Source organism: Streptomyces sp. NBC_01003 (assembly GCF_045162695.1).
In the GTDB taxonomy this organism is placed as follows: domain Bacteria; phylum Actinomycetota; class Actinomycetes; order Streptomycetales; family Streptomycetaceae; genus Streptomyces.
The window spans coordinates 152,953-177,719 of record NZ_CP108708.1; the positions used below are offsets into that span (position 1 = coordinate 152,953).

Sequence of the window (24,767 nt, forward strand, 5' to 3'; positions counted from 1 at the left end):
TGACACGCTCCCTTCAGTATGAAACCGCGTACTGCGTTTCAGCAGCGAGGGACTCACACCGAAAACATGAGGAAATCATGGGGCCTTCACCGCATCCCCCGGAACGCCCGCGGCCTCCCGCTCCGGCACCCGGGTCCGTTCCGCCCAGCGGACGGCGGGGCCGCCGGCGCACAGAACGCCGAGGAACAGGACGGAGATCAGCAGCCAGCCGAGGGCGCCGAACCGGTCGGGCACCGCGGTGACCAGGGTCGGCCCGGCGATCAGCGCGAGGGCGTCGCCGGTCGCGAAGACGCCCCCGTACTGTCCCTGCGCGTTCGCGGGCGCCAGCTCGTACCGCAGCCCCCATCGGGCGGCCTCCCCCCAGATCTCACCCAACGTGAAGATCACCGCGACGGCCAGGAGGACGGTGGCGGCCGCCCAGGTGGGCATCCAACCGGTCAGAGCGGTGACAGCACAGGCGACCGCCAGGACCACAGCGGTGACCCGCTGAAGTCGTGCCGCCCCACGCACGGTGTCCGCGTCGCGTGCCAGGCGCACCTGCAGGAACACCACCATCAGCGTGTTGACCAGCATGATCCATGCCGCCAGCGCACGAGGGGCGTCGGTGTGCACCACCAACCAGAGCGGCAGTCCCACCGCCAGCGCGGTCGGCCCGATCCTGACGATCCCGGAAACCTGGGCGACCACCAGATAGGGGACGTCGCGCACGGCGCCGCGCGGTCGCTCGCCCCGGGGTTCGCGCGGGGTGCCCGGGACCTTGGGCAGCCGCATGTACAGCGCGGCCACCAGCACCATGGCAAGGGCATTGCCCCAGAACAGCGAGAGGTAGGCGGTCTTCGAGTCGGCGGCGATGACCAGGCCGGCCGCCAGCGAGGCCAGCGAGAATCCGCCGTTGAACACGCTGCGCATGTACGCCGAGAGCCGGACCCGGCCCTCCCTGCCCATCACCCCCGACACCAGTGCGCCCCGGGCTATATGACCGCTCTGCTCGGCCAGCCCCAGGGCCACGGCCATCGCCAGGTAGGTCGGGAAGGAATGCACGAAGGTCGCAGCGACCAGCGCCGCCGCCTTCCCCAGGGCGAACACCGCGGTGGTTCCCCGCGGCCCGAACCGGTCGGCGAGCTGCCCGGTCGGCACCCCCAGAGCCAGCGCCAGGACCCCGGCGAGCGACATGCCCAGGCCCACCTGGCCCGGCGACAGCCCCACGACATGAACGAAGTACACGGCACCGCCGGTGACATAGAGGCCGTTCCCGAGGCTGGCCACGGCGGTGCACAGGACCAGCAGCCGACCGGCGCCGGGTTCGGGAAGCAGGCGGGACATCACACGGGCCATGGTGGGCACCTCACTCGGTGGGTGGCGGTTGACGCCACGGTGGGCGGGCGGACATGCTGCGTGGGTTCCGGACGAACTGGACCCAGTGGACGGGAAGCGGGGGTGGAATGAATCCGATCAGCCCGATCGGGGTGGTACGCGGCGGACGCAGCCAGGTGCACGAGGACGGATGGGGGGCGGTGGTCTCGCGCATCGAACTGGACCCGGCCGTGTTCGACGAGTCGGCGACCTCCGGTCTCGACGACTACTCACACATCGAAGTGATCTTCGCGTTTCATCTGGCGACGCGGACCTGCACCGCGGTCCAGCACCCCCGGGGCAACACCGACTGGCCGCTCTCCGGCATCCTGGCGCAGCGCGCCCCCAACCGGCCCAACCACCTCGGGGTGTCCGTGTGCGGCCTTGCGGCCGTCGACGGGCTGACGCTCACCGTGCACGGCCTCGACGCCATCGACGGCTCCCCGGTACTCGACGTCAAACCGTATCTGCCCGAGTTCGCCCCGCGCGGTGAGGTGCGGGGGCCGGCCTGGTCCAGCGAGCTGATGCGCGCCTACTTCTGAGTCCGTCGGGCCGCCGCGGCTCATGGCACGGCCACCAGGTCCGTACGCGCGGAGGCGATCAGGGTGTTGGCCTCGTCCCGGGACAACTCCTCGTCGACCAGCAGCGCGACCGGGAGCGTCGCCGCGCTGCGGATCCGCGCGGCGGCAGCACACCTGGTCACCCGGCCGCCCTCCGGCCGGGCCCGCACCGCGAGGAAATCGATCCCCGGCAGCGGCCGATCGGGGACTTGGTCGACGACCAGCCCCACCGCCCGCGTGCCGTCCGCGCCGCGCAGCACACACCGGCCGTCCCGGCGTTCCACCTTGACCAGCCGGTGGTCCAGGCGCACCCGGCCCACTGTCAGCGGCACGTCGACGGGCTCCGCGTCGGTGGGACGCCCGGCCAGCCGCGCCACGGTGCGCGCGACGAACTCCGGGTCACGTTCCCGCAGTCGGCTGTAGGTGTTCATCGCCCGGCGGCTGCGCAGCGCGAACACCGTCTGGTGCCCCTCCAGCCGCCCACCGCTGCACAGTTGCTCGAACCACGCGGTGCTCTCCGCCGCCTCCGCCTGTGCCTGCTCGGCGACCGGCCGCCGGACGCTCTCGTACTCGGCCACCGCCCGGAGCGGATCGTCGTGTCCGGCGATACATCGGGCGAGACACAGTGCGTCGTCGATGGCCAGCGCGGTGCCCGAGCCGGTCGAGAAGTGAACCGTGTGGGCGGCGTCCCCGGCCAGCACCGTCCGCCCGTCGGACCAGTGACGGTTGACGACGGTACGGAACGGCTGCCAGCCCGCGGTCCGGGCCCTCAAGGGAGCACCGCCCAGCTCGCTGCGGAACACCGCGGCGAGCCTCTGCTCCGCCTCGGCCGCCGACAGGTCGAGCAGGCCGAGAGCGGACAGGGTGTCCGGATCGGCCTCGACGATGAAGGTGCTCTCGTCGGCCGCATGCGGATAGGCGTGCACCACCAGGGGGCCCGGTCCCAGGTCCTTGAGGAGGAAGCACGGTTCGAGAACCGAGGGCGTGCTCATCCACAGATAGCGGGTGCGGCCCGCGGAGACGGACGTGCCGAACCGGTCGGCCCGTCCCCGGCGCAGCTCGCTGCCCGCACCGTCCGCCAGCACCACCAGATCGGCCTGCTCCGGCAGGTCCGTGACGGTGCGTCTGATCAGCCGCACATTGGCGTTCCGCGCGGCCAGCTCGCGGACATGCGCGTGGAACACCTGCCGGGAGATCCCCGACATGCCGAAGGCACCGGACGGGATCCGTTCGCCGTCGATCACCGTGACCGTCTTGTCCCATGAGGCGTACGCGGACTCCGGCAGCCGCAACGCGTCGGGGTGGTCGGCCCGGAGGCGCGCGGCGAACTCGTCCGTCAGCACGATGCCGGCCCCCGGCCCCCGGTCGTCACGGTCGTAGAGCTCGATGGCCGTGTCGGGCAGCAGCCGGGCCAGCTCCAGCGCGCAGAAGGCTCCGGCGGGGCCTCCGCCCACCACGGCCACCGAACGGACAGGGGTGCCGCTCATGCCGGGGTCCCGTCCCAGTGGAACCGCTCACCGCGGGCCAGCGCGGCGCCCCGGGACACCGCGGTCATCTCACCGCTCGCTATCTTCATGATGGTGAGGAACTCGGTGAAGTGCGGTTCGGGCGCGTCGAGTTGGGTGCCCGCCTCCTTCATCAGAGCGAGCCACCGCAGCCGTTGCTCACGCGAGATCAGGAAGTGCGCGTGCGCCTGGTGCATTTTCGGGTCCCATGCCGCGGTCAGGTCGTTCTCGCCGTAGATCCGGCAGAAGTGTTCGTTCAGCCGTGCGGCGTGGCGGCTCCAGTCGGGGACGGCGAAGAGGGGCGACAGCAGCTCGTCCTGCGCGACGAGCTCGTAGAAGCGGGTGGTGAGCGCCTGGAAGAACTCGGCGCCGCCGATGCCGGTCCAGAAGTCGGAGACCTTCCGGTCGACCTGGGCGGCACTCATCCGCTCGCCGGACTGCAGGCCCTGGTCGGCGACAAGAAGTACCTTCCCGTCGTGCCGGGGGGCCGGGGTGGCTGTGTCGGGCGACATGGGCATACTCCTTGAGCCGGTTCGGTCGGGTTCTGTCAGATCAGTCGAGCACCAGGCCCGCGGCGGACAGCGTGCTGACGGTGCAGCCACGCAGCTTCTTGGCCTGCATGGTCCCGAGCCCGTAGGAGATCGTGGTGATCCCCTGCCCCGGAGCCAGCTCGGCAGGGCGGTAGAACATCGTGGCGAAGTACGTGAACGAGGCGTCGGGATGCTCGTAGTCGGTGCCGCTCATCAGCGCGGTCCACTGGTCGCCGTCCCGCACCAGCATCGTGAAGGAGAGCAGAGCACCTCGCTGGCGGGCCTCGACGATCCAGACGTTCTCCGGACCGAAGTGCTCGCGCAGATGCCGGAACGAGGCCGCCTCGCGCTGCGCATCGGGTACGGCGCCGTACTTGGTCATCAGTTGGCCCCGCAGCGGGAGAAGTTCGGGCTCTTCGTCGCCGATCGGGCGTTCGCTGATCTCGATTCCGCGGGCCGCGATCTCGCGCAGCTCGCGCCGCACCGTGAAGCGCTGGTTGCGCCGCAGCCCGGCTATGTAGCCGTCCAGATCGTCCCAGGTGACCTCCATGTCGCTGCGGTCCACCATGGGGACCACATCGAAGCCCGCGCCGCGCAGCACGTCCAGGAACTCGGGGTGGTCGGGGCGCAGGAACAGCGCCGAGACACTGCGCATCCCCTGGTCACGGCACCAGTCGAGCAGGGCGTCCAGATACTCCCCCAGCAGCCGCGGATCGCGGGCACCCGGACCGACCGGCGCCGACTCGTAGTTGGGGCCCATCAGGAGACAGGTCGGGAACAGTTCGTCGGCGGAGCGCCCCTTCCACGGGTGCGGTCCTTCGGCGGCCACGCCGTCCGCGACCGATCCGCCCGACAGCACCCGCTGCGGGTCGAACCGCACATGTCCCGTGGGGGCCTCCATCACGCCGCCGACCAGGGCCACTTGCTCCCCCTGGGGCCCCGGCAGCCCGAAGGTGCGGACGCCGCCGGGGATCCTGCCCTCGGCGAGAGAGATCCAGCGCCGGCGCAGGGTGACCGGCGCCCTGCCGACCCAGCCGTCCCAGCTCTCGGGGATATCGGTGCGCACCAGCAACCCGGCGGCGCCCAGCGCCGGTTCGGGGCGGTATGTCGTCACGGCAACTCCCTTCCGGACATGCACGAAGCCCGTCCGGCCCGGCAGTGCACGCGGCTACCGGGCCGAAGGGGCTGTCGAACGATCGTCAGGCCGCCTGTGGTTCCATCACTCGGTCCCAGACCGGTGCCTGGTCCCACACGGCCCGGTCCCAGACCGGCGCCTGGTCCCACACAGCCCGGTCCCAGACCGGCGCCTGGTCCCACACAGCCCGGTCCCACACGGACAGGTCCTCGCCGGCCCGGTCCCACACGGACAGGTCCTCGCCGGCCCGGTCCCAGACCGCCAGGTCCCACACCCGGGACTCGTCGGCCGACTCCACTCGGATTACCTCTACATCGCTCATGCGATATCCCTTCGGGAGGTGCACAGAAGGCGATCCGTAGGACCGCCGAGACGCGGCCCTCACCGCGCTCATCAAGGAGCGTTGCAGCCGGAGTCACGACCTGTCTTCTCCCTAATTGCTAACCTTCCGAAGGAGCGTGGAGATCTAGTCCTTGAAATCCGATTGAAGTCGCGGAAAAATTACTTGAACCCGCTCGACAATCGCTTGAATCCGGGCTGAGGAGCCCCCTCGGTGAGCATCTCGAAACCGGGGGCCACGAACAGGACGGGCGGATCGGACCAGACCTGCGGACACAGCACCAGTTCCACCTCGGAGCTGACGTACGGGTCGATACGCATGGGCCCCAGCGTGGCCGTCAGCAGCATGGTCTCCAGCGACTTCTCCCGCGCCGCGAGCATCGTCGCGTGCAGGTAGCAGATCCCACGCGGCACCTGCTGCAGCACAAAGGGGCCGAGGTGCTCGGCCGTGGTCCAACTGGACGGATGCCCCTGGAGTATGGGGCCGCCGAAGGCACCGATGTAGATCGAGGAGACGGGCTTCGCCACGGCCCGGACCACACCGCGCAACTGGCAGCGCGTCAACTCGACCTGACCCTCGGCCGAGGAGCGCGCGGTGAACTCGCCCTCGCCCCGGCTCAGCTGTCGGTATCGCGTGGGCGGGATTCCCACAGATTCGGTGAAGCGACTGGTGAAGCTACCTGTACTGTCGTATCCGACCATGGCGGATATGACGGCCACAGCGAGATCGGAATTCTGTAGCAGGCGCTTGGCTTCACTGATGCGCACCGCACTGAGAAAGCGCCCCGGGGTCACTCCGGTGACCTGCCTGAACACACGCAGAAGATGAAATTTGCTCACCAGGACCGCACAGGCGATGGCGTCGAGGCTGAGCGGTTCCGCGTATCGCTCCCGGATGATCCGTACGGCCTGTTCCACAGCATGCTCCATAAGCATCTCCTGAACAGCCGAACGGAAAAGGCGTACGTGTCTCCTTGAGGATCTGAGTTGACCGCGGAGCCTTCAGGCACGACGGCGGAAACACCGGACGCCCCGGGCCTGGCCGGTCCGGGGCGCCTGGGATCCGCTGGTCAGTCACGCAAGCGGCACGCCGGCGGATTCGGGTCAGACGCCGATGATCTCGAACGGCATGGTCGGCACGTTGTCGAAGCGCACGCCGAAGCGCGTGAGCTTGGTGGTGAGGTAGCCGGCGGCATCGGACATCGGGTTGTCCGGCGGCAGCGACGCCAGATAGCCGTCGTGCGCGGCCAGCGCCTCGATACCGGCGGCGATGCCATCGGTGCAATCGACGGCGTGCCCGGACTCCGGGGAACCGCCGACCGCAAGACAGCGCACGCCGGCCCACGGCTCGAAACCCTCGTCGAGGAGTTCGGGGAAGATCCAGGGGTTGCCGGCGTCGCTTGCCGCGTCGAGCAGTGCGACGCCGACGTTGCGGTGGTCGGGGGTGTTCCAGTCTCCGCTGCGCCACCGGTCGTAGAAGTTGATGGTGACGAGTATGTCCGGGCGGTACTTGCGGATCGAACGCGCGATGTCACGGCGCAGCGGCAAGCCGTACTCGATGATGCCGTCCGGGTGGCCGAGGAAGTCCACGTCCCGCACCCCGACCGCGGCCGCGGCCCGCAGTTGCTCCTCGGCACGCAACTCACCGGTGGCGTCCGGGTGCATGGTGGCGATCCCGGCTTCGCCGCGGCTCGCGACGGCGTAGGCGACGAACTTGCCCCGCGCGGTCCATTCGGCGACCGCGCAAGCGGGCCCGTACTCCAGGTCGTCGGGATGCGCGACGACGCACAGCGCACGCTGCCAGTCCTCCGGCATCGGTTCGTACGGCTTGGTCATGTTGCCTCTCCCGGGGTGCACGTCGGCCGAGTCGTGGTCTGCGCGGCGGAATGCAGGCACTGCTCACACCACCCTGGCCCGGCTGTACTGCTTCGCTGTCGTCGAGCAGGCCAGGCGCCGCGTCCGTATGGCGAGTTCGTGCTCACCGGTCCGCAGGCTCCACGGATGAACGCGATCGTGGAACGCTGGGTGGCTGTACGCCGTGAACTCCTGGACGGGATCCTCGTTCTGAACGCCCGAGGCCGTAGAAGTCCTCACACCCGGGCATTGACTCTGAAGATCGCGAATCCAGCGCACCTCCGAAGCCTCGCCGGCAACTCACCGGTGGCGTCCGGGCACACGGTGACGATCCCGGCTTCGCCGCGGCTCGCGATGGCGTAGAGGTGGTCCGCCGAAGGACACGGGCGTTCCATAGCGTCTCCCTTGTCGGTCGAGCGACGGCGGCGTGCGACGCCGCCGCTACCGCCGTGTCGCTTCGGGACCAACCGTGGGACACCGGGATGGGCGTGGGACTGGAGCGTGTCTTGAGCGGCGGTGTACAGGCAGGTCGGCGCCCTTGTACGGACGGCCGCACGAAGGGAACGAACCTCCCGCCGTCCGCCGCTCGCGCACCGGCGGGGTGCGAAGGACGGGCGAGGGGAGCGTCGTGGAGGTTGTCCCGTACGGGGGTGTGAGTTGTCCGGTGAGGGCCGGGCTGCGGAGCCGGGCGATGCCGAACGTGGCCCGGTAACCGCCGTTGCTCTTGAGCCCGGCAGTCCCACGGGACCTTCCCGTTCTTCAGCCGCGAGAGGGCGTGGGACGCACACCGGCCGAGTCGGCCTCGGCGGATTGCAGGCATTCCTCGAAGAAGGCGAGCGCGCGCAGGTGATAGGAGCGGGCGGCCCGGCCGAGGCTGATGTTGTGGCCCGCGCCGGACTGGCGCTCGACCCGGAGGACGGGTGCCTTGGCCAGCCGGGAGGTCATATCGGCGATGTCCGGCTCCTCGTGCAGCCACCAGGCCTCGTGCTCGGCGAAGGTCAGCCGCAGCGGGATGTCGATCCGCGGCGCCAGCTCCTCGAACATCTCCGGCCACAGAGGCACCTCGGCGGCCTCACGGGCAGGGATGGGGGCGACCAGAGCCTCGGCCGCGCGGAACGTGCCCGGCGGGTAAAGCCCCAACGGACCCCAGTTACGCTCCCACTCCAAGTGACGGCGCAAGCGCGGCCGTTCGGCCGACTCCACGGCGTAACGGTGACCGACACCGGAGGCGTCCAGGGCGAGCAGGCCGGGGGTACGCGCGACGGTCGTGAGGGCGAGCTTGCCGCCGTAGGAATGGGCCAGCAGCAAAAACCCCCTGCCGACGGTGTGCCGGTCGGCGAAGGCGTCGAGCGCCCCGGACAGGACGGCGGACTGCTCCTCGAGGGTCAGGCCGGCGGGCACCTGCGCCGCGGACCGGCCGTAGCCGGGCCGGTCCAGCGCCAGCACCGTGAAACCGAGCCGCGCGCCCAGCGTGAGCAGAGACAGATCGGCATCGGCCTGCCCGTCGAAGTAACCCGCCCGCATGCCGCCGCCGTGCACGGCCACGACGGTCGCCCGAGGCGGCCCGTCGGGCGGCTCCGCCAGCAGACCGGACAAGGTGAAGCCCGCGGACTCGAGGAGGATCGGGCGCACCCCGGCCGAGTAGGTCTGCGACGGCGCCTTCCGGCCCGTCCTGGACACGCTCATGAGTGGTGGTCCTTGTCGGTCGCGGTGGACTGAGCCGGCTGCCGGGGTGCCCGGATCCGCGCGCCCCGGCACTTCGGGCTCAGGCGAGCTGACGGGCGAAGGTGGCCATGTCGAAGTAGAGGGTCTCGTCGATCAGGACATCGCCGTCGAAGTGGAAGAAGACGGCCACGGGGGCCTCGACGGTCTTGCCACGGTTGGGTATGCCGCGCCAGTCCGCCTCCTGCTTGGCGCGCATCTGCGCCTCCAGGATCACCGCGGTCGGCGTGTGGTGGACGTGGAACAGGTCGTGCTCGGGGTTCGGGAAGGCCTTCTGCAGTTCGGCGAAGTAGCCCTGCTTGATGGCCTGTTCACCGATGAAGGGGCTCTCCTCGTACGCCATGACCCGGTAGACGCCGCCGCGCGGGAACGTGGCGAGCACCCCGTCGATGTCCCAGGCGGACTCGGCGATGGTGTGTTCCGCGACGACCGCCTCGCGCCGCTTGCGCAGTTCGGCGTCGGGCTGCGGAAGATCCGCGCCGGGCAGCTTGAACTCGTGCTCCTCGGTGGACATGCGGGGCTCCTTTAGACATCGGCTGGTTCGGTTCGGGAGGCGACGCTAGGCGTCTCCCCTCGCCTGTCCCTCGCACCCCGCTGGAGCCGAGCACCGCCGGTGCGCGACCGGCGGTCGGCGTGGAAGCCCGTTCCCTTCGTGCAGCTGTCCGTACAAGGGCGCCGACCTGCCTGTACACCGCCGCTCAAGACACGCTCCAGTCCCACGCCCATCGCGGTGTCCCAGGGTTGGTGCCAAGGCCCCGAAGCGACACGGCGGCACCGGCGGCTCCGCTCGCCGCCGTCACTCAACTGACAAGGGAGACGCTATGGAACGCCCGCGGCCTTCGGCGGACAACCTCTATCGGCTGCTCATGGGGCCCGCGGCCGTCACACCGGACAAGCCCGCGGTGGTGGAGGCGGACGCGCACGGAGTCCTCCACGAGATCTCCTACCACCGCCTCGACCTCCTGACCCAGGAGTACGCGGCCGTTCTGGACGGCCTCGGCCTCGATGTCGGTGACCGCGTGGTGGTCGAGGCGGACACCTCGGCGCCGGCGGTGGCCATGCTGCTCGCCTGCTCCATGCTGGGCCTGCCGTTCGTGACGGTGAGCCCGCAGACGCCGGACACCCGTCTGCTGTCGATCCTGCGTTCGGTCGAACCCGCACTCCACGCCCGGGCCGACGGCCTCGCGCGCAGGGAGCTGGTGGAAGCGGACGGCAGCGCGCACTTCGGCCCGGGCGGCCTGGTGGTCGAGCGCCCGCCGACGCCCCGGGTGCGCCGACGACAGAACGTGCTCGCCACCGACACCGCGTACATCGTCTTCACCTCCGGGTCGACCGGCCGTCCCAAGGGCGTGGTGATGAGCCACCGGGCGATCGTGACGTTCCTCCGCGCGATGCTGGAGGACGGATTGGCCGGACCCGACGACCGGGTGGCCAGCACGTCACCGCTCCAGTTCGACTTCGCGCTGTTCGGGATCGGTGTGGCCCTCAGCAGCGGCGCCACCCTCGTCCCGGTTCGGCGGGAGGATCTCACCTCGCCGCGGCGCATGATCGGTTTCCTGCGCGATGCCGAGGTCACCCAGGTGCACGGCGTCCCGTCGCTGTGGCGCCCGGTCCTGCGCCACGACCCGGACCTGCTCAAGGAGTTGGAGCGTCTGCGCTCGGTCGTCTTCGCGGGAGAGGAATTCCCGATCCCCGAACTTCGCCGGCTGCAGGAGATGCTTCCCGGCGCCCGCGTCGTCAACGGGTACGGGGCGACGGAGTCGATGGCCGCCTCGTTCACCGACGTCCCCAATCCGCTGCCGGCCGAGCAGGAACGACTGTCGATCGGTCACGCCCACGCCGGCGCCGAGATGACCCTCGTGGACCACCGGGGCGAAGTGGTCACCCAGCCGGGCCGGATCGGGGAGATCTACCTGCGCAGCCCGGCGCTGTTCACCGGCTACTGGAACGACCCCGAGGCGACGGCCGCCGTGCTGGTGCCCGACCCGGTCGAGCCGCGGCACGGGCAGAAGGTGCTCCGCACGGGCGACCTGGCCCGCCTGGGCACAGGGGGCGACCTCTCCTTCGTGGGCCGGTCCGACTACCAGGTGCAGATCCGCGGGAACCGGGTGGAGCTGGGCGAGATCGAGGGCACCCTGACCCGCCTTCCCGGCGTGACGGCGGCCGCGGCCACCCTGGTTCCGCGATCGGGGGACCACGTGCTGATGGCGGCCGTCGTCCTGGACGGCCCGGGAGACCTCGACGTCGGTGCGGCACTCGCGTTCTGCGCGCGAGAACTGCCCGCCTACATGGTGCCTCGGTCGGTCCACACCTTGCCGGAGCTTCCCCTGACCGAGAACGGCAAGGTCGATCGCACTTTGCTCACGCAGAAGCTGGCCTCCCCCCGGGGGACATCGCATCTACGACACGCTACGAACGCTTAGGAGCCACACGTGACTTACACCTTGTCCATCGGCCAGCGGGTGCGGCTGACCGACGTCGAGTCGACCGCGGTCTCAGCCGACCCCGTGGCCATCGACGACACGGTTCGCGCACGCGTACAGGCCTCTCGGCGAACGCTGGAGAAGTTCGTCGCCGAGGAGCGGGTCATCTACGGCGTCAACACCAGCATGGGCGGGTTCGTCAACTACCTGGTGCCGGTCACCATGGCCCGGCAGCTCCAGGAGAATCTGCTCAACGCCGTGGCGACCAACGTCGGCGACCACCTCGACGACGTCACGGTCCGCGCGATCATGACGTCCCGCATCGTGTCACTGTCCCGCGGCAACTCGGCCATCTCCCTGACGAACCTGGACAAGCTGATCGCGGTACGCAACTCGGGGGTCATACCGTGCGTGCCGGAGAAGGGGTCGCTGGGCACCAGCGGCGACCTCGGGCCGCTGGCCGCGATCGCCCTGGTCTGCATCGGCCAGTGGAAGGCGCGGCTGAACGGTGAGGTCCTCCCGGGTGCCGAGGCACTGCGACGGGTCGGCATCGAGCCGATGGAACTCAGTTTCAAGGAGGGCCTGGCGCTGATCAACGGCACCTCCGGCATGGTGGGTCTGGGCAGCCTCAACATCGCGAAGGCCCAGCGGCTGCTGCAGACGTACCTGCTGGTCTCGGCGCTGTCCGTGGAAGGCCTCGCCGGCAAGACCAAGCCGTTCGACCCGCGGGTCCACGCGCTCAAGCCGCACAAGGGACAGCAGGCGGTCGCCAAGTTCCTGTGGGAGACGCTGGCCGAGTCCACTCTGGCGGTCGACGAGCTCAACACCGAGCACCTCCTGTCGGGCGAGATGGGCGACACCGCGAAGGCGGGATCCCAGTCCATCGAGGACGCCTACTCGGTCCGGTGCACACCGCAGATCCTCGGGCCGGTCGTGGACAGCCTCGCCTCGCTCACGCAGGTCGTCGAGGACGAGCTCAACTCGTCCAACGACAACCCGCTGATCGACCCCGACGAGGCCGAGGTGTTCCACAACGGGCACTTCCACGGGCAGTACGTCGCCATGGCGATGGACCACCTGGCGATCGCGATGACCACACTGATGAACCTGTCCAACCGCCGCATCGACCGGTTCCTCGACAAGAGCAACAGCGAGGGGCTTCCGGCGTTCCTGTGCCAGGAGAACCCGGGCCTGCGCCTGGGGCTGATGGGCGGCCAGTTCATGACCGCCTCGCTGACCGCGGAGACCAGGGCGAAGTGCATGCCCATGTCCATCCAGTCGCTGACTTCGACCGGGGACTTCCAGGACATCGTGTCCTTCGGCTTCGTCGCGGCCAGGCGCGCCGCGGAGGTCCTGGAGAACGTCGCCTACGTGGTCGCCTTCGAGCTGCTCTGCGCCGCCCAGGCCGTCGACATCCGGGGCACGGAGGGTCTGTCACCCGCGACCCGGCGGCTGTACGAGGCGACGCGCGAGGTGGTCCCGTACCTCGACCACGACGTGACGATCACCGACTACGTGGAAGAGCTCGCCAAGCGTCTCCTCTCCGAGCCGGGCCTGGGCTGAGGAGCGCCGTGCCTGCCTCGTCCCGAACAGCGAAGGTGTTCGACGCGCTGCACCGCCCACCGCAGACCGAGCAGACCCCCGAGGGCACCCGGGTCACGGTGCGGCTGCCCGTGGAGCGGGCCACCACGCAGATGGCCGGCCACTATCCGGGCTTCCCGATCCTGCCGGGGGTTCTCCTGATCGACTGTGTGCGCCAGGCTGCCGGTGCCGCCCTCGGTACCGAGCTTCGGCTGCGCCGCATCGACCGCGCTCGCTTCGCCCGCCCGTTGCTTCCGGGCGACGAACTGGAGCTCTCCCTGCTGGTGACTCCCGGGACGAACAGCCTGGTCGGAGTCCGGGCTCGAGGCGCGCGTGCCGACGGCCAGATGGCGGCGGAGCTGTCCGTCACGCTCGAACCGGTGGTGGCCGATGCTTGACCACAGCCAGGTACGCGGCCGGCTCCGCCAGCGCCCTCCCATGCTCCTGCTCGACACGGTGCGGGAGTTCTCGCCGCCCGACTCGCTCGTCGCCACCAAGGCGATCACCGGCGGGGAGGACTGCTACCGGGACATGGCGGACGGAACCGGCATCGACGGCTTCGCCTACCCGTCGGTGCTCCTGCTCGAATCGTTCGGCCAGGCCGTCTCCCTCCTGTGGTCGCTCGCCGGGCTCAGCCCGCCGGACGAGGTCCCGCTGATGGTCGGCATCCGCGACCTGGCGTACGCCGCGCCGGCCGTGCCCGGCGACGTCCTGGAACACCACGTACGGCTCAGCCACCATTCCGGCGCGGTCGGTGAGTTCACCGGCGAGACGCGGACGGCCGACCGAACGGTCCTCACCGTGGGCTCGATCCTCGTCGTCTCGCGCCCTGCCGCGAGTCTGCTCCCCACCGCACCGGCACCACTTCAAGAGAAGGACGGCAGATGAACGACACCGACAACTCGGCCTCGAAGCTCCGCGCGATCGTGGCGGAGATCCTGGTGCTGAGTCCGGACGAGATCGACGACACCGCGGACCTCTTCAACCATTACGAGGCCGACTCGCTCAACCTCATCGAGATCGTCGCGCAGGTGGAGAAGCAGTACCAGGTGGTGCTGCCCCTGGACGAACTGCCGCAGGCGCGCACCATCTCCGCCTTGTACGACCTGCTGAGCCGGCAGGCGGCCTGATCACCCGGCCCAATCGGCCCTTTCCGGAGACACAGGAGCCAGCCAGTGACGACCCCGACCAGCCAGGCGAACGAGCCGCGCGCTCTCGCCGTGCGTGCCGTGCGCGGTGCCACTCAGGTCGCCTCCGACGACCCCGCACTCATCGAACAGGCCACCAGCGAACTCCTCGGCGAGATCCTGCGGCGCAACGAACTGAGCGATGCGGACCTGATCAGCATCGTCTTCACCACCACCCACGACCTGCGCTCCGCCTTTCCGGCGGCCGCGGCCAGGAAGCTGGGCCTGACCGATGTGCCGCTGTTGTGCACCGCCGAGATCGCGGTCCCGGGCTCCCTGAATCGCGTCATCCGGATTCTGGCGCATGTGCACAGCCCGCGGCCCCGCGACGCCATGCACCACGTCTATCTCGGTGCCGCGGCGGCGCTGCGCCCCGACCTGAGTGCCCCGGCCCGGGGAACTGACTCCCCTCTGCCCCAAGGAGCCTGATCATGTCCGCGATGCCTCTCGCATCACCCGTTCGCGACCGCGATCTCCGGCCGCCGGCAGCCACCGGCGTCGACCCGGGCCGGCTCGTCGCTCCGGAACAGCAACCCGTGTGGGCAGACCCGGAGCGTGCGGCCGCCGTGCGGGCCGAACTCGCCGCCCTGCCCGGCCTGGTGGGCTGGGAGGAGGTGCAGATGCTGCGCATGCTGATGGCAGAGGCGGCCGGCGGCACTTACCAGATCATCCAGGCCGGGGACTGCGCGGAGGACCCTGCCGAGTGCGGACCGCAGGCGGTGAACCGCAAGATCGGTCTGATCGACGCGCTGGCGGGCGTCATGAAGATCAACACCGGCAGGCCGGTCATCCGGATCGGCCGCATAGCCGGCCAGTTCGCCAAGCCGCGCAGCTCCCCCACCGAGGTCGTCGACGGGCGCGAACTGCCGGTCTACCGCGGCCATCTGGTCAACGGACCCGCCGCCACACCCGAGGCGCGCCGTGCCGATCCCGAGCGCATGCTCGCCTGCTACGCGGCAGCGGACCGGGCCACCACGCTCCTGCGCCAGCGCACCGGCGCCTGGATGCCGCCGACCGGAGCACCCGTGTGGACCAGTCACGAGGCGCTGGTCCTGGACTACGAGCGGCCGTTGCTGCGCCGCACGGCGGGCGATCAGAGCTACCTGGCCTCCACCCACCTGCCCTGGATCGGCGAACGCACCCGGAATCCGGAGGGCTCCCACGTCAGGCTGCTCGCTCAGGTCGCCAACCCCGTTGCCTGCAAGGTCGGTCCCACCATGCCCCCCGCGGAACTGGTGGATCTGTGCGCCAGGCTCGATCCGGGCAGGGAGCCCGGCCGTCTCACGCTGATCGCACGCATGGGAGTCGACCACGTCGCCGCACGGCTACCGGCCCTGGTCACGGCAGTGCGCGAGGCCGGACATCCGGTGTCCTGGCTGTGCGACCCGATGCACGGCAACACGATCAAGACGCCCATCGGGCTGAAGACCCGGTCGGTGGAGACCATCATCGAGGAGGTGGTGGCCTTCGAGCAGGCGGTCGCCGGAGCCGGTGGGATCGCGGCCGGACTCCACCTCGAGACCACGCCGGACGACGTGACCGAATGCGCCTGGAGCCAGGTCCAGTCGGCCGACGTCGGCAGGCGCTACACCACGCTGTGCGACCCGCGGCTCAACCCCCGACAGGCCGTCGCCGTCGCCGGGGCCTGGAGCGCCGTCTGACCGGTCGAGCCCGGAGGTATTCCCTGATGTCCATCGCCTATCTGGGCCCACCGGGCTCGTTCACCGAAGCAGCTCTGAGCGGGCTGGACGTACCGCACGACTCAGCGGTGCCGTATCCGACGGTCCGACAGGCGCTCGACGCCGTTCGCCGTGGCGAGGCAGCGGCCGGCGTCGTCCCGTGGGAGAACTCGGTCGAAGGGTCTGTCACCGAGTCCGTCGACTCGCTCGCCGCCGGAAGGGACCTGTGCATCACCGGCGAGACGCTGCTGCGGGTGGAATTCGCGCTCGCCGTTCCCCCGACCGGCGCCCTCGCCTCCATCCGGCAGGTGCTGACGCATCCGGTCGCGCACGCGCAGTGCCGCACCTGGCTCAACGACAACCTGCCGCAGGCCGAAGTGGTCACCGCCGCCTCCACCGCACAGGCCGCCCGGGACGTCGGCGCCACAGCCGTGCCCGGTCGTGCCGCCATCGCCGCACCGAACACACTCCGGCGCTACGGGCTGGACATCGTCGCGTCCGACATCGGAGACAGGCAGGACGCGGTGACCCGCTTCGTGAAGGTCGCCCGGCCCAAGGCGGGTTCACTGTCCACCGGCATCGACCGCACCAGCCTGGTCGTGCCGTTGGCCGACAAGATGCAGCAACTGCACACCGTGCTCGAGGAGTTCGCCCGCTCCTCGGTACCCCTGACCGCCGTGCTGTCCCGGCCCGGCGGCTTCGGCCTCGGCACCTATTCCTTCCTCCTGGAATGCGAGGGACACGTGGACGACCCTCCCGTCGGCCTCGTCGTCGCCGCCCTCGCCCAGCGCCACGCCGCGTTCGTCCTCGGCAGTTATCCCCGTGCCGATCTCAGCCGATTGGCCTTCTCGACGTGAACATCCGTGCCGCGAGCGCCGGTCGGTCCCGTGTTGCTCCCCGGGCGAACTCCGTCCGGCCGGGCCGAGCTGCCTCAGACCGGCTCGACGAGCCTGGCCAACGCGCGTTCCACGACGGCTGTCTGGGCCTCCGGTGGTGCCTGCTCCTGTTCGAGCCTGCCTATTTCGATGGAGCTCTCGACGACGAACCGGCACCGCTGCTCATGCCGGGCGGAGAACGCCTCGAACGTCGCGGGGACCGCGCCGTGGTGGGCGAGTTCCTCGGCGAGCACCAACGCGTCCTCGACCGCGATGCCGGCGCCCGAGGCCAGTTGCGGCGTGGTGGGATGAGCGGCGTCGCCGATGAGGATCACCCGCCCGCGGTGCCAGGGACCGGGCAGGCGGAACGACTCCAGCGGGCGGTACGCGATCTCGGTGTCCTCGCGGATCGACTCCCGGAACGTCCGTACGTGTCCGCCGTACGGCTTGAGCAGGTCGGCCAGGCCGCCCGGCAGCTCGTGGGGTTCACGGAACTTCCGCGGCGTCCGCTCGACCACGAACATGTACATCTGCGTCGCCGAGACCGGTGTCCAGCCGACCTTGACCTCTCCGCCGAGGAAGTAGTGCCGGCGGTCGACCTCCGGCGGTCGCGGTACGAACATGCGCCACACGCTCTGACCCGTGTACTCCGGCTGCGGGGCGGCGGGGAAGACCTGATGGCGGGTCCGCGAGTAGATCCCGTCCGCTCCGATCACCATGGCGTAGCGGCCCGCGGTGCCGTCGCTGAAGCTGACATCGACGCCGTCCTTGTCCTGCGCGATCTCCACGACGGACATGCCGAAGCGCGGGCGCACACCACTGGCGACAACCTGCGAGGAGAGGATCCGGTACAGCGCCGGCCGGCCGATGCCGCCGGAGCCGCACACCCCGGCCTCCGGCGGCATCGGCGTCGGGATGTCCCGGATGTACGTGCCGTCGACCCCGCACACCCGGATGCCCTCGCCCACATATCCCTGCGCGGCGACCGCGTCGTACACGCCGAGCTGCCGGAGCGCCCGCAGCGTCGGCCCGGTGATCGTGAGTCCTGCACCGACCACCGTCCAGTCGGGCTCGATGTCGATCAGATCGACCGCCACCCCGGTGCGTCGCAAGGCGATGGTTGCCGCCATGCCGGCGATCCCGGCACCCACTATCAGCACGCGGCCCGCCTGCTGCGACGTCATCGTGATCCTCCGGTCGGTCGAAGTGGTGCGCGGCGGGGGAACCGCGCACCACTGGCTTGTCGCGCCAGGTCCTGGCGGCACATTGCTGTCAGCCCGTTTCCACGGCCTTGCGCAGGGCATCGGCGCGGTCGGTCCGCTCCCAGGTGAAATCCGGGAGTTCACGGCCGAAGTGGCCGTAGGCGGCGGTCTGGGCGTAGATCGGGCGCAGCAGGTCGAGGTCGCGGATGATCGCGGCCGGGCGCAGGTCGAAGACCTCGCTGATGGCCCGGGAGATCTTCTCCTCCTCGACCGTGCTGGTGCCGAAGGTCTCCACGAACAGACCCACCGGCTCGGCCTTGCCGATCGCGTACGCGACCTGCACCTCGCAGCGCGCGGCGAGACCGGCGGCCACGACGTTCTTGGCCACCCAGCGCATGGCGTACGCAGCCGAACGGTCCACCTTGGACGGGTCCTTGCCGGAGAAGGCGCCACCGCCGTGGCGGGCCATGCCGCCGTACGTGTCGATGATGATCTTCCGGCCGGTGAGACCCGCGTCGCCCATGGGGCCGCCGACCTCGAACCGCCCTGTGGGGTTGACCAGCAGGCGGTAGCCCTCGGTGTCGAGCTTGATGTCGTCCTCGGCCAGTTGGGCGAGGACATGCTCGACGACGTGGGTGCGGATGTCGGTGCCGAGCAGCGAGTCCAGGTCGATGTTGCTCGCGTGTTGCGAGGAGACCACCACCGTGTCCAGGCGGACCGGCCGGCTCCCCCGGTACTCGATGGTGACCTGCGTCTTGCCGTCCGGTCTCAGGTAGGGAACGGTGCCGTCCTTGCGGACCTGCGACAGGCGCAGCGCGAGACGGTGGGCGAGCTCGATCGGCAGGGGCATCAGACTGGGCGTCTCGTCGGTCGCGTAGCCGAACATCAGACCTTGGTCGCCGGCGCCCTGGCGGGCGAGTTCGTCGTCCTCGGTGGCGCCCTCGCCGCGTGACTCGTACGCCAGGTCGACGCCCTGCGCGATGTCCGGGGACTGCGCGCCGATCGACACCGACACTCCGCAGGAGTTGCCGTCGAAGCCCTTGGCGGAGGAGTCGTAGCCGATGTCGAGAATCTTTGCCCGGACCAGATCGGCGATGTCCGCGTAGGCGGAGGTCGCCACCTCTCCCGCGATGTGCACCTGACCGGTGGTGATCAGGGTTTCGACCGCCACGCGCGAGGCGGGATCCTGGCGCAGCAGCGCGTCGAGGATGGTGTCGCTGATCTGGTCGGCGATTTTGTCAGGATGCCCCTCGGTCACGGATTCCGAGGTGAACAGGCGGCGGGACATGGCCCTCCCCAAGTGGTGTGTGGACGCGGAGCCCGAAGCGAGCGGTCAGCCGTTCTTCGTTGCGCTCAAAATGCCCTGCAGCGGCAGTGCGTCCGGCGGCAGGTCCGCCGGGTCCTGGGAGATCTCCCTCGTGACTGTGAACCCCGCCTCTTCCAGCCAGCTCCGGAACGTCGACAGCTTCTGGGGTCCGCCCTGCCCCGTCGCGCAGCCGAGGAAGAAGGAGGGGTAGTAGTCGACGCTCCAGGATTCCTTGATGTTCTCGGCATATATCGGCACCAGGATGTTGACCTGCCCGCCCACCTCGAGTGCCTCGTGGACGCGGTTGAGGATCTTGAGCACGTCATCCTTGTCGAACATGTTCAGGAAGTGCTTGATCAGTACGACGTCAAAACCCTTGGGGACGCTCTGGAACACGTCTCCCCCGATGAACGACGACGTACCGTCCACGCCGTGCTCCCGGAAATTCCGCAGGCAGTCCTCGCGCTTGTCCGGCAGGTCGAACGTGGTCACCCGCAGTCCGGCCGAGCCCTTGAACTTGTAGGTGTGAATCGCGCCGAGACCGGTGTGCCCTGCCAGGTCGAGCACCTGCGAGCCGGCCGGGATGTCGATGTTGTCGAAGAACCAGGGATCGATGCGCTCGGTGACCGAATCCATCAGCCTCGACCACGGCTCGCGCAGGTCCGCGTGCACGGCCATCGCGCCGTACAAGTCCCCCTCGAATCCGTAGAGTTCCTTCAGCCCGACGATGGTGCCGGTCCGCACGCTTTCGGTGAGGTAGTAGAGCTGCCTGAGCGTGGTGGCCTTGATCTTGCCCATGAAGGCGAGCACCCGCTGGAGGTCGACGTCGGCCACGTCCTCGAGTGCGTCGAGGGAGTACGTCCCGGACGTCTCGTCGTGTGCGACGAAGCCCTCCTTGACCGGCAGATTCAGGAGCTGTTCCACAGCAGCCGGCTTGGCCCCGACGGAGGCGCCGAGCTCGGCCGCGGTCCTGCCGGGGTTCTCCCTCAGCGCGTCGATGAGGCCGAGTTCGAAGCAGGACAGCAGGTTCATGAACCGTGCGGGTCCCACCATGTACTCGCGGAAACGGGCGAGCGTGGCTTCTGCAGTCATGGAACATTCCCTTCGAGTCGCGCAAAGTCGACGCCTTGTCGCGGCTGCCTTGCCTCAGCATCGGCCATGCGACTTGGCTGGAGCTTTTCAACGGGTTGTCGCCGACTTGGCGTCCGTTGCTCGACGCCCCGCCCGCGACGGCCACCCGTGGCCATCACCTTCGTTGTTCCTCCGGCCGGTCCGGGCCCGACGGACTCATGTCCTCGGGGCGGTCGCGGCAGGGGCCAGTCCGGCAGCCGCCCGCTCGGTCGCCCAGGCACGGTCGGCCGCCGCTTCGATCCGCAGATGCAGACGTCCCCGGCGCATCCGTCCCGTGGTCTCGTACAGCGCCTCCGCCACCAAGGCGTCGGTGAAGCGGAACCAGCCGAGTCGTTGCTTGTCCTCATCGATCAGGCCCGCCGCGATCGCGCTGTCGAGCACCGCGAGCGCCGTGTCGATCTCGATCGACGCCACGTCGGCGACGACCTCGACGTCGAAGTGCTGGCCGGCGACGGCGGCCACGGCGAGCAGCTCGGCCGCGGGTCCCGGCAGCCGTTCGACGCGGTGCATCACCACTTCACGGACGGGGACCGGGACCGGCGCCGCGCGGGATTCGTCCAGGCGCTGCTCGCCCGCCAACAGTTTGATCATTTCGCGCAGGAAGAACGGGTTTCCCCCGGACCTGGCGCACAGCCCTTCGGCTGTGCGAATGCTGACTTCACTGCCGACGATGGCGCTGGCCAGGGCCCGGGTGTCCCGGGGAGTCAGCCCCCGCAGCTCCATCCGCGTCGGTTGCGCACCGGACAGCGCCGCCAGGGTCCCGGCCAGGATCGGCGCCTCGTCCGAACGATAGGACGCGATCAGGAGGAGCCTGCTCCTGGGCACGAATTCCGCCAGGTGAACCAACATCCGCAGGGAGGCCGGGTCGGCCCGGTGCACATGGTCGAGCATCACCACCAGCGCTCCGCTCCCGGACAGACCGGTCAGATGCCGGCCGATGGCATCGAACAGCCGCGGGTCGCCATCCGCCACCTCCATGCCGACCGTCGGCTGCTGGGCAGTCCCGTTCAGCAGCTCGGCCACCGGTCCCGGTGCCGGGCGGTGTGGGAAGGCGGCGTCGGCCGCACGCAGCACCTGCTCCCACAGCGAGAGCGGCGGTGCGGCGATGTGCTCGGCGCAGGTACCCCAGAACACCGGCACGCCCGACCGCTCGGCGAACCGCCGCAGCAGGCTGGTCTTTCCGGCCCCCGGCTCCCCGGACACCATCACCACCTGCCCCCGGCAGGCCTCCGCCGCGGCCAGAGCCTCGGTCAGTTGCCGGACCGCTGCCTCACGACCGACGAAGACGTCCTCGGCGGTGTCGTCCGTCGGCGATGACGCGGCGGCCGCGTGCGGCGGGAGCGAACCCTCGGCCCCGACGGTTGCCGACCGCACCGGAAGGGCTGATGCCGGCTGCCAGTCCAGAGCCGGATCCTGGTTCAGGATCTGCTGCCTCATGTGTTGCAACCGCAGGGTGGGATCGACGCCCAACTCCTCGGACAGGCTCGCCTGAATGGTCCTCAGCACTTCCAGTGCGTCGGCCTGCCGACCTGCCCGGTACAAGGCCAGACTCAGCAGCTCGCAGCCGTACTCGCGCAACGGGTTGGACTTGACGAAGGCCCTCAGTTCGGCCACGGCCACTTCGTGGGCTCCCAGGGTCAGCAGCGCCGCGCACCGCATCTCGACGACGGACAGCCGCACCTCTTCGAGGCGCGCCACCTCCGGCACGACACAAGGGACACCGCTCACCTCCGCGAAGGGCTGCCCTCGCCACAACGCCAGCCCCGCATCGAACTCGTGCAACGCCTGCTGCGGATCCGCACGGTCCCGCGCCCGCCTGCCCGCCTCGGCGTGCGCGACGAACCTGTGCACATCGACATCGACGGCCCCGGCGTCCAGCACGTAGCCCCGGGCACACGTACGCAGGACCGTCGCCTGTGTTCTCGGCGCACGGCCCGGTTCCAGGACCTTGCGCAATTTGGCCACGTACGCCTGCAGTGACGTCATCGCCGACGGCGGCGGATTCCCTTCCCAAAGGGCCTCCAGAATGACGTCTGTTGTCACTGTCCGGCCGGCCTGGCTCACCAGCAGGGCGAGGAGTGTGCGCTGCTTGGGCGTCCCCAGATCCACCATCCGGCCGGATACCAACGCCTCCACCGGGCCCAGCGCATGGAATTCCGCCATGGCCCGGCGACCGGCCCGCCCGCCTGTGAGCGGTATCTCGGTCACCGTACAGAGCCCGAACGCTGCGAGGTTCCGACGAGCATTGTGTTCGTCATGATGAGCCCTTCCGGATAGCCGTATACCGGGTTCTGCACAGCAACTGGGGCCGGAAAGCGCCTTGTTGCCCGTTGCCACCCCGGATATCAGGGATCGTTGGCCGACGCTACGGACACCGGTTCAAAACTCGCTTGAGCGCTCCTCGAAATGCGCTCGGATTCCGCTAATTCATCTGGTCGGCGCCGTGGTTCGGATGCTAATAACTGGGAGGGTGCTCAGCGATCCAGTGAGCGCCCGGTTCGAATCGTCACGCATTCCGGTCCCCCCACACGCCCTCGCCCCAGGACATCCGGCTCGCATGACGTTTTCGGGGGCTGCGGAACTGGGCCGGACCGTCATGGGCGACGCCGTCGGCGAGCTGCTCGAGTTCGAAGCAATGATGAAGAGAGGCTGATCATGAAGGCAGTGCGTTTCCATTCCTATGGCGACTCCGACGTTCTGGTCCACGAAGAGTCGGACCGCCCCCAGGCCGGTGCGGGCCAGGTCGTGCTGCGCGTCGCCGGCGCGGGGGTGAACCCCGTTGACGCCTCGCTGCGTGCCGGTTACGTCAGGGAGGTGTTCAAACTGGCTCTGCCGCACGTGCCGTGCTACGACGTCGCAGGTGTCATCACCGAGGTCGGCGACGGTGTGAGCGACTGGAATGTGGGCGACGCGGTGGTGACATGGCTGCCGATCGACGGGCCCGGCGCTGCCGCCGAGTACGCCGTGGCACCTGCAAAGACGCTGACGGCCGCTCCGCGTACGGGGGACCTGCCCGACGCCGCGGCACTGCCGTCCGTCGCACTGACCGCCTGGCAGGCGCTGTTCGAGCACGTCGGACTGACAGCGGGCCAGACCGTCCTCATCAACGGTGCCGGCGGCGCGGTGGGCGGGTACGCCGTCCAGCTCGCGGCACAGGCCGGCGCGTCGGTGACCGCGACCGCAGGCGCCGGCAGCCGTGACCGCGTCCGGTCCTACGGAGCCGAGCGGATCATCGACTACACCGCCACTCCGCTCCAGGAGGCGGTGGCCGGCGAGCAGTTCGACGTGGTGCTGAACCTGGTGTTCCTCTCCCCGGCAGAGCTCACGCAGCTGGTGGATCTGGTCGTCGACGGCGGCGCCTTCGCCAACACCGTTCCCCCGGGCCTGGCGCACACCGAGCGCGGGGTGCGGAACCTGCAGGTCTTCGGGCGCAGCGACGCGGGACAACTCGCCGAACTGGTTGCCCGGGTGGACGCCGGTGACCTGAAGATCCATGTGGCGCAGCGGCGCCCCCTGACCGAGCTCCGCGCAGTGCACGAGGAGCTCGCCGCCCAGAAGCTGCCCGGCAAGACCGTCCTGATCCCCTGAACCGGTGGCTCGGCGACGGCCGCAGCCACAAGAACAAGGAGCAGTGTGCGCATGTCTTCGACGTTGGAATCGGACGCTGTCGCATCAACCCTGAACCGGCTGCTGGCAGCCGAGGACAAGCAGGATCTGGCGGCCGAATGGGCGGCGGCCGGCGTGGACCTGGGCGGTGAGTTTCCCGTCGGGATGAGCGCCGCCGAGATGGCGGAACGCACGAAGGACATCATCATGTCCGTGTCCAGGGAGGGCGGGCGACTGCTCTACCTGCTCACCAGGGCCGTCAAGGCACGGACCGTCGTCGAGTTCGGCACCTCCTTCGGGATCTCGACGCTCTATCTGGCGGCCGCGGTGCGCGACAACGACGGCGGTCAGGTGATCACCACCGAGCTGCAGCAGGACAAGGCACGACGGGCGACGGAGAATTTCGCCGCCGCCGGGCTCGGCGATCTCGTCGACCTGCGGGTCGGTGACGCCCGGGAGACACTGCGGGAACTGCCCGGGCCGGTCGACCTGTTGCTGCTCGACGGATGGCTCGATCTCCGGCTCCCGATTCTCCAGATCGTGGAACCCCGGCTGCGGCCGGGCGCCCTGGTGATCGTCGATGACGTCGACCTCGACATCGGCCGCGGAGTCTACGAGGAGTTCCGCGACTACATCAACGATCCGGCCAATGGATACCTCTCCATAACTCTCCCGGTCCACCAGGGAGTTCAGCTGGCCCTCAAGCTCGGCTGACGCAGGAAGCAACCGGCCGCGACCACCGGGTTCATCCCCGATGTGGCCGCGGCCGACTCGTTCCC

24 protein-coding genes are annotated in these 24,767 nt (G+C 69.7%); 11 read left to right on the forward strand and 13 right to left on the reverse strand.

The window, feature by feature from the left end:
• Window positions 1-75 precede the first annotated feature (75 nt).
• The gene (locus OG698_RS48490) at window positions 76-1,335 is read right to left on the reverse strand and encodes an MFS transporter (protein WP_331729483.1); all 1,260 of its coding nucleotides are present in this window, start codon (window positions 1,333-1,335) and stop codon (window positions 76-78) included.
• A 107-nt stretch (window positions 1,336-1,442) separates the two neighbouring features.
• Between OG698_RS48490 and OG698_RS48495 the strand changes: the two genes are divergently transcribed.
• On the forward strand, window positions 1,443-1,895 hold the full coding sequence (locus OG698_RS48495) for an SAM-dependent methyltransferase (RefSeq protein ID WP_331729485.1): 453 nt from the start codon (window positions 1,443-1,445) through the stop codon (window positions 1,893-1,895).
• A 20-nt stretch (window positions 1,896-1,915) separates the two neighbouring features.
• Here OG698_RS48495 and OG698_RS48500 read toward each other — a convergent pair whose 3' ends face one another.
• From OG698_RS48500 to OG698_RS48535, 8 genes are all read right to left on the reverse strand, one after another.
• A complete protein-coding gene (locus OG698_RS48500; protein ID WP_331729487.1) occupies window positions 1,916-3,400 on the reverse strand; it encodes an FAD-dependent monooxygenase in 1,485 nt (494 codons plus the stop codon).
• Window positions 3,397-3,930 (reverse strand): hypothetical protein, encoded by a 534-nt coding sequence (locus tag OG698_RS48505; protein WP_331729489.1) that lies wholly within the window; start codon window positions 3,928-3,930, stop codon window positions 3,397-3,399. Before OG698_RS48505 ends, OG698_RS48500 begins: the two co-directional genes overlap by 4 nt.
• A gap of 40 nt (window positions 3,931-3,970) precedes the next feature.
• Window positions 3,971-5,062 (reverse strand): GNAT family N-acetyltransferase, encoded by a 1,092-nt coding sequence (locus tag OG698_RS48510; protein ID WP_331729492.1) that lies wholly within the window; start codon window positions 5,060-5,062, stop codon window positions 3,971-3,973.
• Between the two features lie 85 nt (window positions 5,063-5,147).
• Complete coding sequence (locus OG698_RS48515; RefSeq protein ID WP_331729494.1) at window positions 5,148-5,405, reverse strand: hypothetical protein; 258 nt, start codon at window positions 5,403-5,405, stop codon at window positions 5,148-5,150.
• A 179-nt stretch (window positions 5,406-5,584) separates the two neighbouring features.
• Window positions 5,585-6,340, reverse strand: coding sequence for a helix-turn-helix domain-containing protein (locus OG698_RS48520; protein WP_406111905.1), 756 nt, complete (start codon window positions 6,338-6,340; stop codon window positions 5,585-5,587).
• 186 nt (window positions 6,341-6,526) lie between these two features.
• Entirely contained in the window at window positions 6,527-7,258 is a 732-nt protein-coding gene (locus tag OG698_RS48525; RefSeq protein WP_331729498.1) for a PIG-L deacetylase family protein, read from the reverse strand.
• Window positions 7,259-8,035: 777 nt separating this feature from the next.
• Window positions 8,036-8,962: an alpha/beta fold hydrolase gene (locus OG698_RS48530; protein WP_331729502.1), complete on the reverse strand. Its 927-nt coding sequence runs from the start codon at window positions 8,960-8,962 to the stop codon at window positions 8,036-8,038.
• 79 nt (window positions 8,963-9,041) lie between these two features.
• On the reverse strand, window positions 9,042-9,512 hold the full coding sequence (locus OG698_RS48535) for an ester cyclase (protein WP_331729504.1): 471 nt from the start codon (window positions 9,510-9,512) through the stop codon (window positions 9,042-9,044).
• Window positions 9,513-9,819: 307 nt separating this feature from the next.
• Between OG698_RS48535 and OG698_RS48540 the strand changes: the two genes are divergently transcribed.
• The 8 genes from OG698_RS48540 to pheA are packed head-to-tail and all read left to right on the forward strand — an operon-like array spanning window position 9,820 to window position 16,725.
• Window positions 9,820-11,421, forward strand: a complete 1,602-nt coding sequence (locus tag OG698_RS48540) for an AMP-binding protein (RefSeq protein ID WP_331729507.1) — start codon at window positions 9,820-9,822, stop codon at window positions 11,419-11,421.
• 9 nt (window positions 11,422-11,430) lie between these two features.
• Window positions 11,431-12,984: a phenylalanine aminomutase (D-beta-phenylalanine forming) gene (locus OG698_RS48545; RefSeq protein WP_331729509.1), complete on the forward strand. Its 1,554-nt coding sequence runs from the start codon at window positions 11,431-11,433 to the stop codon at window positions 12,982-12,984.
• A gap of 8 nt (window positions 12,985-12,992) precedes the next feature.
• Entirely contained in the window at window positions 12,993-13,400 is a 408-nt protein-coding gene (locus OG698_RS48550; RefSeq protein WP_331729511.1) for a hypothetical protein, read from the forward strand.
• The gene (locus OG698_RS48555) at window positions 13,393-13,890 is read left to right on the forward strand and encodes a hypothetical protein (protein ID WP_331729514.1); all 498 of its coding nucleotides are present in this window, start codon (window positions 13,393-13,395) and stop codon (window positions 13,888-13,890) included. The genes OG698_RS48550 and OG698_RS48555 overlap by 8 nt, the downstream gene beginning before the upstream one ends.
• The gene (locus OG698_RS48560; protein WP_331729516.1) at window positions 13,887-14,132 is read left to right on the forward strand and encodes an acyl carrier protein; all 246 of its coding nucleotides are present in this window, start codon (window positions 13,887-13,889) and stop codon (window positions 14,130-14,132) included. Before OG698_RS48555 ends, OG698_RS48560 begins: the two co-directional genes overlap by 4 nt.
• Before the next feature lie 45 nt (window positions 14,133-14,177).
• Complete coding sequence (gene aroH, locus OG698_RS48565) at window positions 14,178-14,618, forward strand: chorismate mutase (protein ID WP_331729518.1); 441 nt, start codon at window positions 14,178-14,180, stop codon at window positions 14,616-14,618.
• Between the two features lie 11 nt (window positions 14,619-14,629).
• Entirely contained in the window at window positions 14,630-15,850 is a 1,221-nt protein-coding gene (locus tag OG698_RS48570) for a 3-deoxy-7-phosphoheptulonate synthase (RefSeq protein ID WP_331729584.1), read from the forward strand.
• Between the two features lie 26 nt (window positions 15,851-15,876).
• Window positions 15,877-16,725, forward strand: coding sequence for a prephenate dehydratase (gene pheA / locus OG698_RS48575; RefSeq protein WP_331729521.1), 849 nt, complete (start codon window positions 15,877-15,879; stop codon window positions 16,723-16,725).
• 74 nt (window positions 16,726-16,799) lie between these two features.
• On the opposite strand, the gene OG698_RS48580 is transcribed toward pheA, so the two are convergent.
• The 4 genes from OG698_RS48580 to OG698_RS48595 form a co-directional block, all read right to left on the reverse strand.
• Window positions 16,800-17,927: an FAD-dependent oxidoreductase gene (locus tag OG698_RS48580; RefSeq protein WP_331729523.1), complete on the reverse strand. Its 1,128-nt coding sequence runs from the start codon at window positions 17,925-17,927 to the stop codon at window positions 16,800-16,802.
• A gap of 88 nt (window positions 17,928-18,015) precedes the next feature.
• Window positions 18,016-19,233 carry a methionine adenosyltransferase gene (gene metK / locus OG698_RS48585; RefSeq protein ID WP_331729525.1) on the reverse strand — a complete coding sequence of 406 codons (1,218 nt, stop codon included), beginning with the start codon at window positions 19,231-19,233 and terminating at the stop codon, window positions 18,016-18,018.
• Between the two features lie 45 nt (window positions 19,234-19,278).
• Window positions 19,279-20,343: a methyltransferase gene (locus tag OG698_RS48590; protein ID WP_331729528.1), complete on the reverse strand. Its 1,065-nt coding sequence runs from the start codon at window positions 20,341-20,343 to the stop codon at window positions 19,279-19,281.
• A gap of 195 nt (window positions 20,344-20,538) precedes the next feature.
• A complete protein-coding gene (locus tag OG698_RS48595) occupies window positions 20,539-22,590 on the reverse strand; it encodes a BTAD domain-containing putative transcriptional regulator (RefSeq protein WP_406111911.1) in 2,052 nt (683 codons plus the stop codon).
• A gap of 447 nt (window positions 22,591-23,037) precedes the next feature.
• Between OG698_RS48595 and OG698_RS48600 the strand changes: the two genes are divergently transcribed.
• On the forward strand, window positions 23,038-23,970 hold the full coding sequence (locus OG698_RS48600; RefSeq protein ID WP_331729533.1) for an NADP-dependent oxidoreductase: 933 nt from the start codon (window positions 23,038-23,040) through the stop codon (window positions 23,968-23,970).
• Window positions 23,971-24,021: 51 nt separating this feature from the next.
• Window positions 24,022-24,702: a class I SAM-dependent methyltransferase gene (locus OG698_RS48605; RefSeq protein WP_331729535.1), complete on the forward strand. Its 681-nt coding sequence runs from the start codon at window positions 24,022-24,024 to the stop codon at window positions 24,700-24,702.
• The last annotated feature ends 65 nt before the right edge of the window (window positions 24,703-24,767 follow it).

Bases quoted from the DNA above. Each gene is read 5' to 3' on its own strand.
- OG698_RS48525 (WP_331729498.1), bottom strand. From the start codon at position 7,258: ATGACCAAGCCGTACGAACCGATGCCGGAGGACTGGCAGCGTGCGCTG.
- OG698_RS48540 (WP_331729507.1), top strand. From the start codon at position 9,820: ATGGAACGCCCGCGGCCTTCGGCGGACAACCTCTATCGGCTGCTCATG.
- OG698_RS48490 (WP_331729483.1), bottom strand. From the start codon at position 1,335: ATGGCCCGTGTGATGTCCCGCCTGCTTCCCGAACCCGGCGCCGGTCGG.
- OG698_RS48590 (WP_331729528.1), bottom strand. From the start codon at position 20,343: ATGACTGCAGAAGCCACGCTCGCCCGTTTCCGCGAGTACATGGTGGGA.
- OG698_RS48580 (WP_331729523.1), bottom strand. From the start codon at position 17,927: ATGACGTCGCAGCAGGCGGGCCGCGTGCTGATAGTGGGTGCCGGGATC.
- OG698_RS48535 (WP_331729504.1), bottom strand. From the start codon at position 9,512: ATGTCCACCGAGGAGCACGAGTTCAAGCTGCCCGGCGCGGATCTTCCG.
- OG698_RS48495 (WP_331729485.1), top strand. From the start codon at position 1,443: ATGAATCCGATCAGCCCGATCGGGGTGGTACGCGGCGGACGCAGCCAG.
- OG698_RS48560 (WP_331729516.1), top strand. From the start codon at position 13,887: ATGAACGACACCGACAACTCGGCCTCGAAGCTCCGCGCGATCGTGGCG.
- metK (WP_331729525.1), bottom strand. From the start codon at position 19,233: ATGTCCCGCCGCCTGTTCACCTCGGAATCCGTGACCGAGGGGCATCCT.
- OG698_RS48600 (WP_331729533.1), top strand. From the start codon at position 23,038: ATGAAGGCAGTGCGTTTCCATTCCTATGGCGACTCCGACGTTCTGGTC.
- OG698_RS48500 (WP_331729487.1), bottom strand. From the start codon at position 3,400: ATGAGCGGCACCCCTGTCCGTTCGGTGGCCGTGGTGGGCGGAGGCCCC.
- OG698_RS48555 (WP_331729514.1), top strand. From the start codon at position 13,393: ATGCTTGACCACAGCCAGGTACGCGGCCGGCTCCGCCAGCGCCCTCCC.
- OG698_RS48605 (WP_331729535.1), top strand. From the start codon at position 24,022: ATGTCTTCGACGTTGGAATCGGACGCTGTCGCATCAACCCTGAACCGG.
- pheA (WP_331729521.1), top strand. From the start codon at position 15,877: ATGTCCATCGCCTATCTGGGCCCACCGGGCTCGTTCACCGAAGCAGCT.
- OG698_RS48570 (WP_331729584.1), top strand. From the start codon at position 14,630: ATGCCTCTCGCATCACCCGTTCGCGACCGCGATCTCCGGCCGCCGGCA.
- OG698_RS48515 (WP_331729494.1), bottom strand. From the start codon at position 5,405: ATGAGCGATGTAGAGGTAATCCGAGTGGAGTCGGCCGACGAGTCCCGG.
- OG698_RS48530 (WP_331729502.1), bottom strand. From the start codon at position 8,962: ATGAGCGTGTCCAGGACGGGCCGGAAGGCGCCGTCGCAGACCTACTCG.
- OG698_RS48505 (WP_331729489.1), bottom strand. From the start codon at position 3,930: ATGTCGCCCGACACAGCCACCCCGGCCCCCCGGCACGACGGGAAGGTA.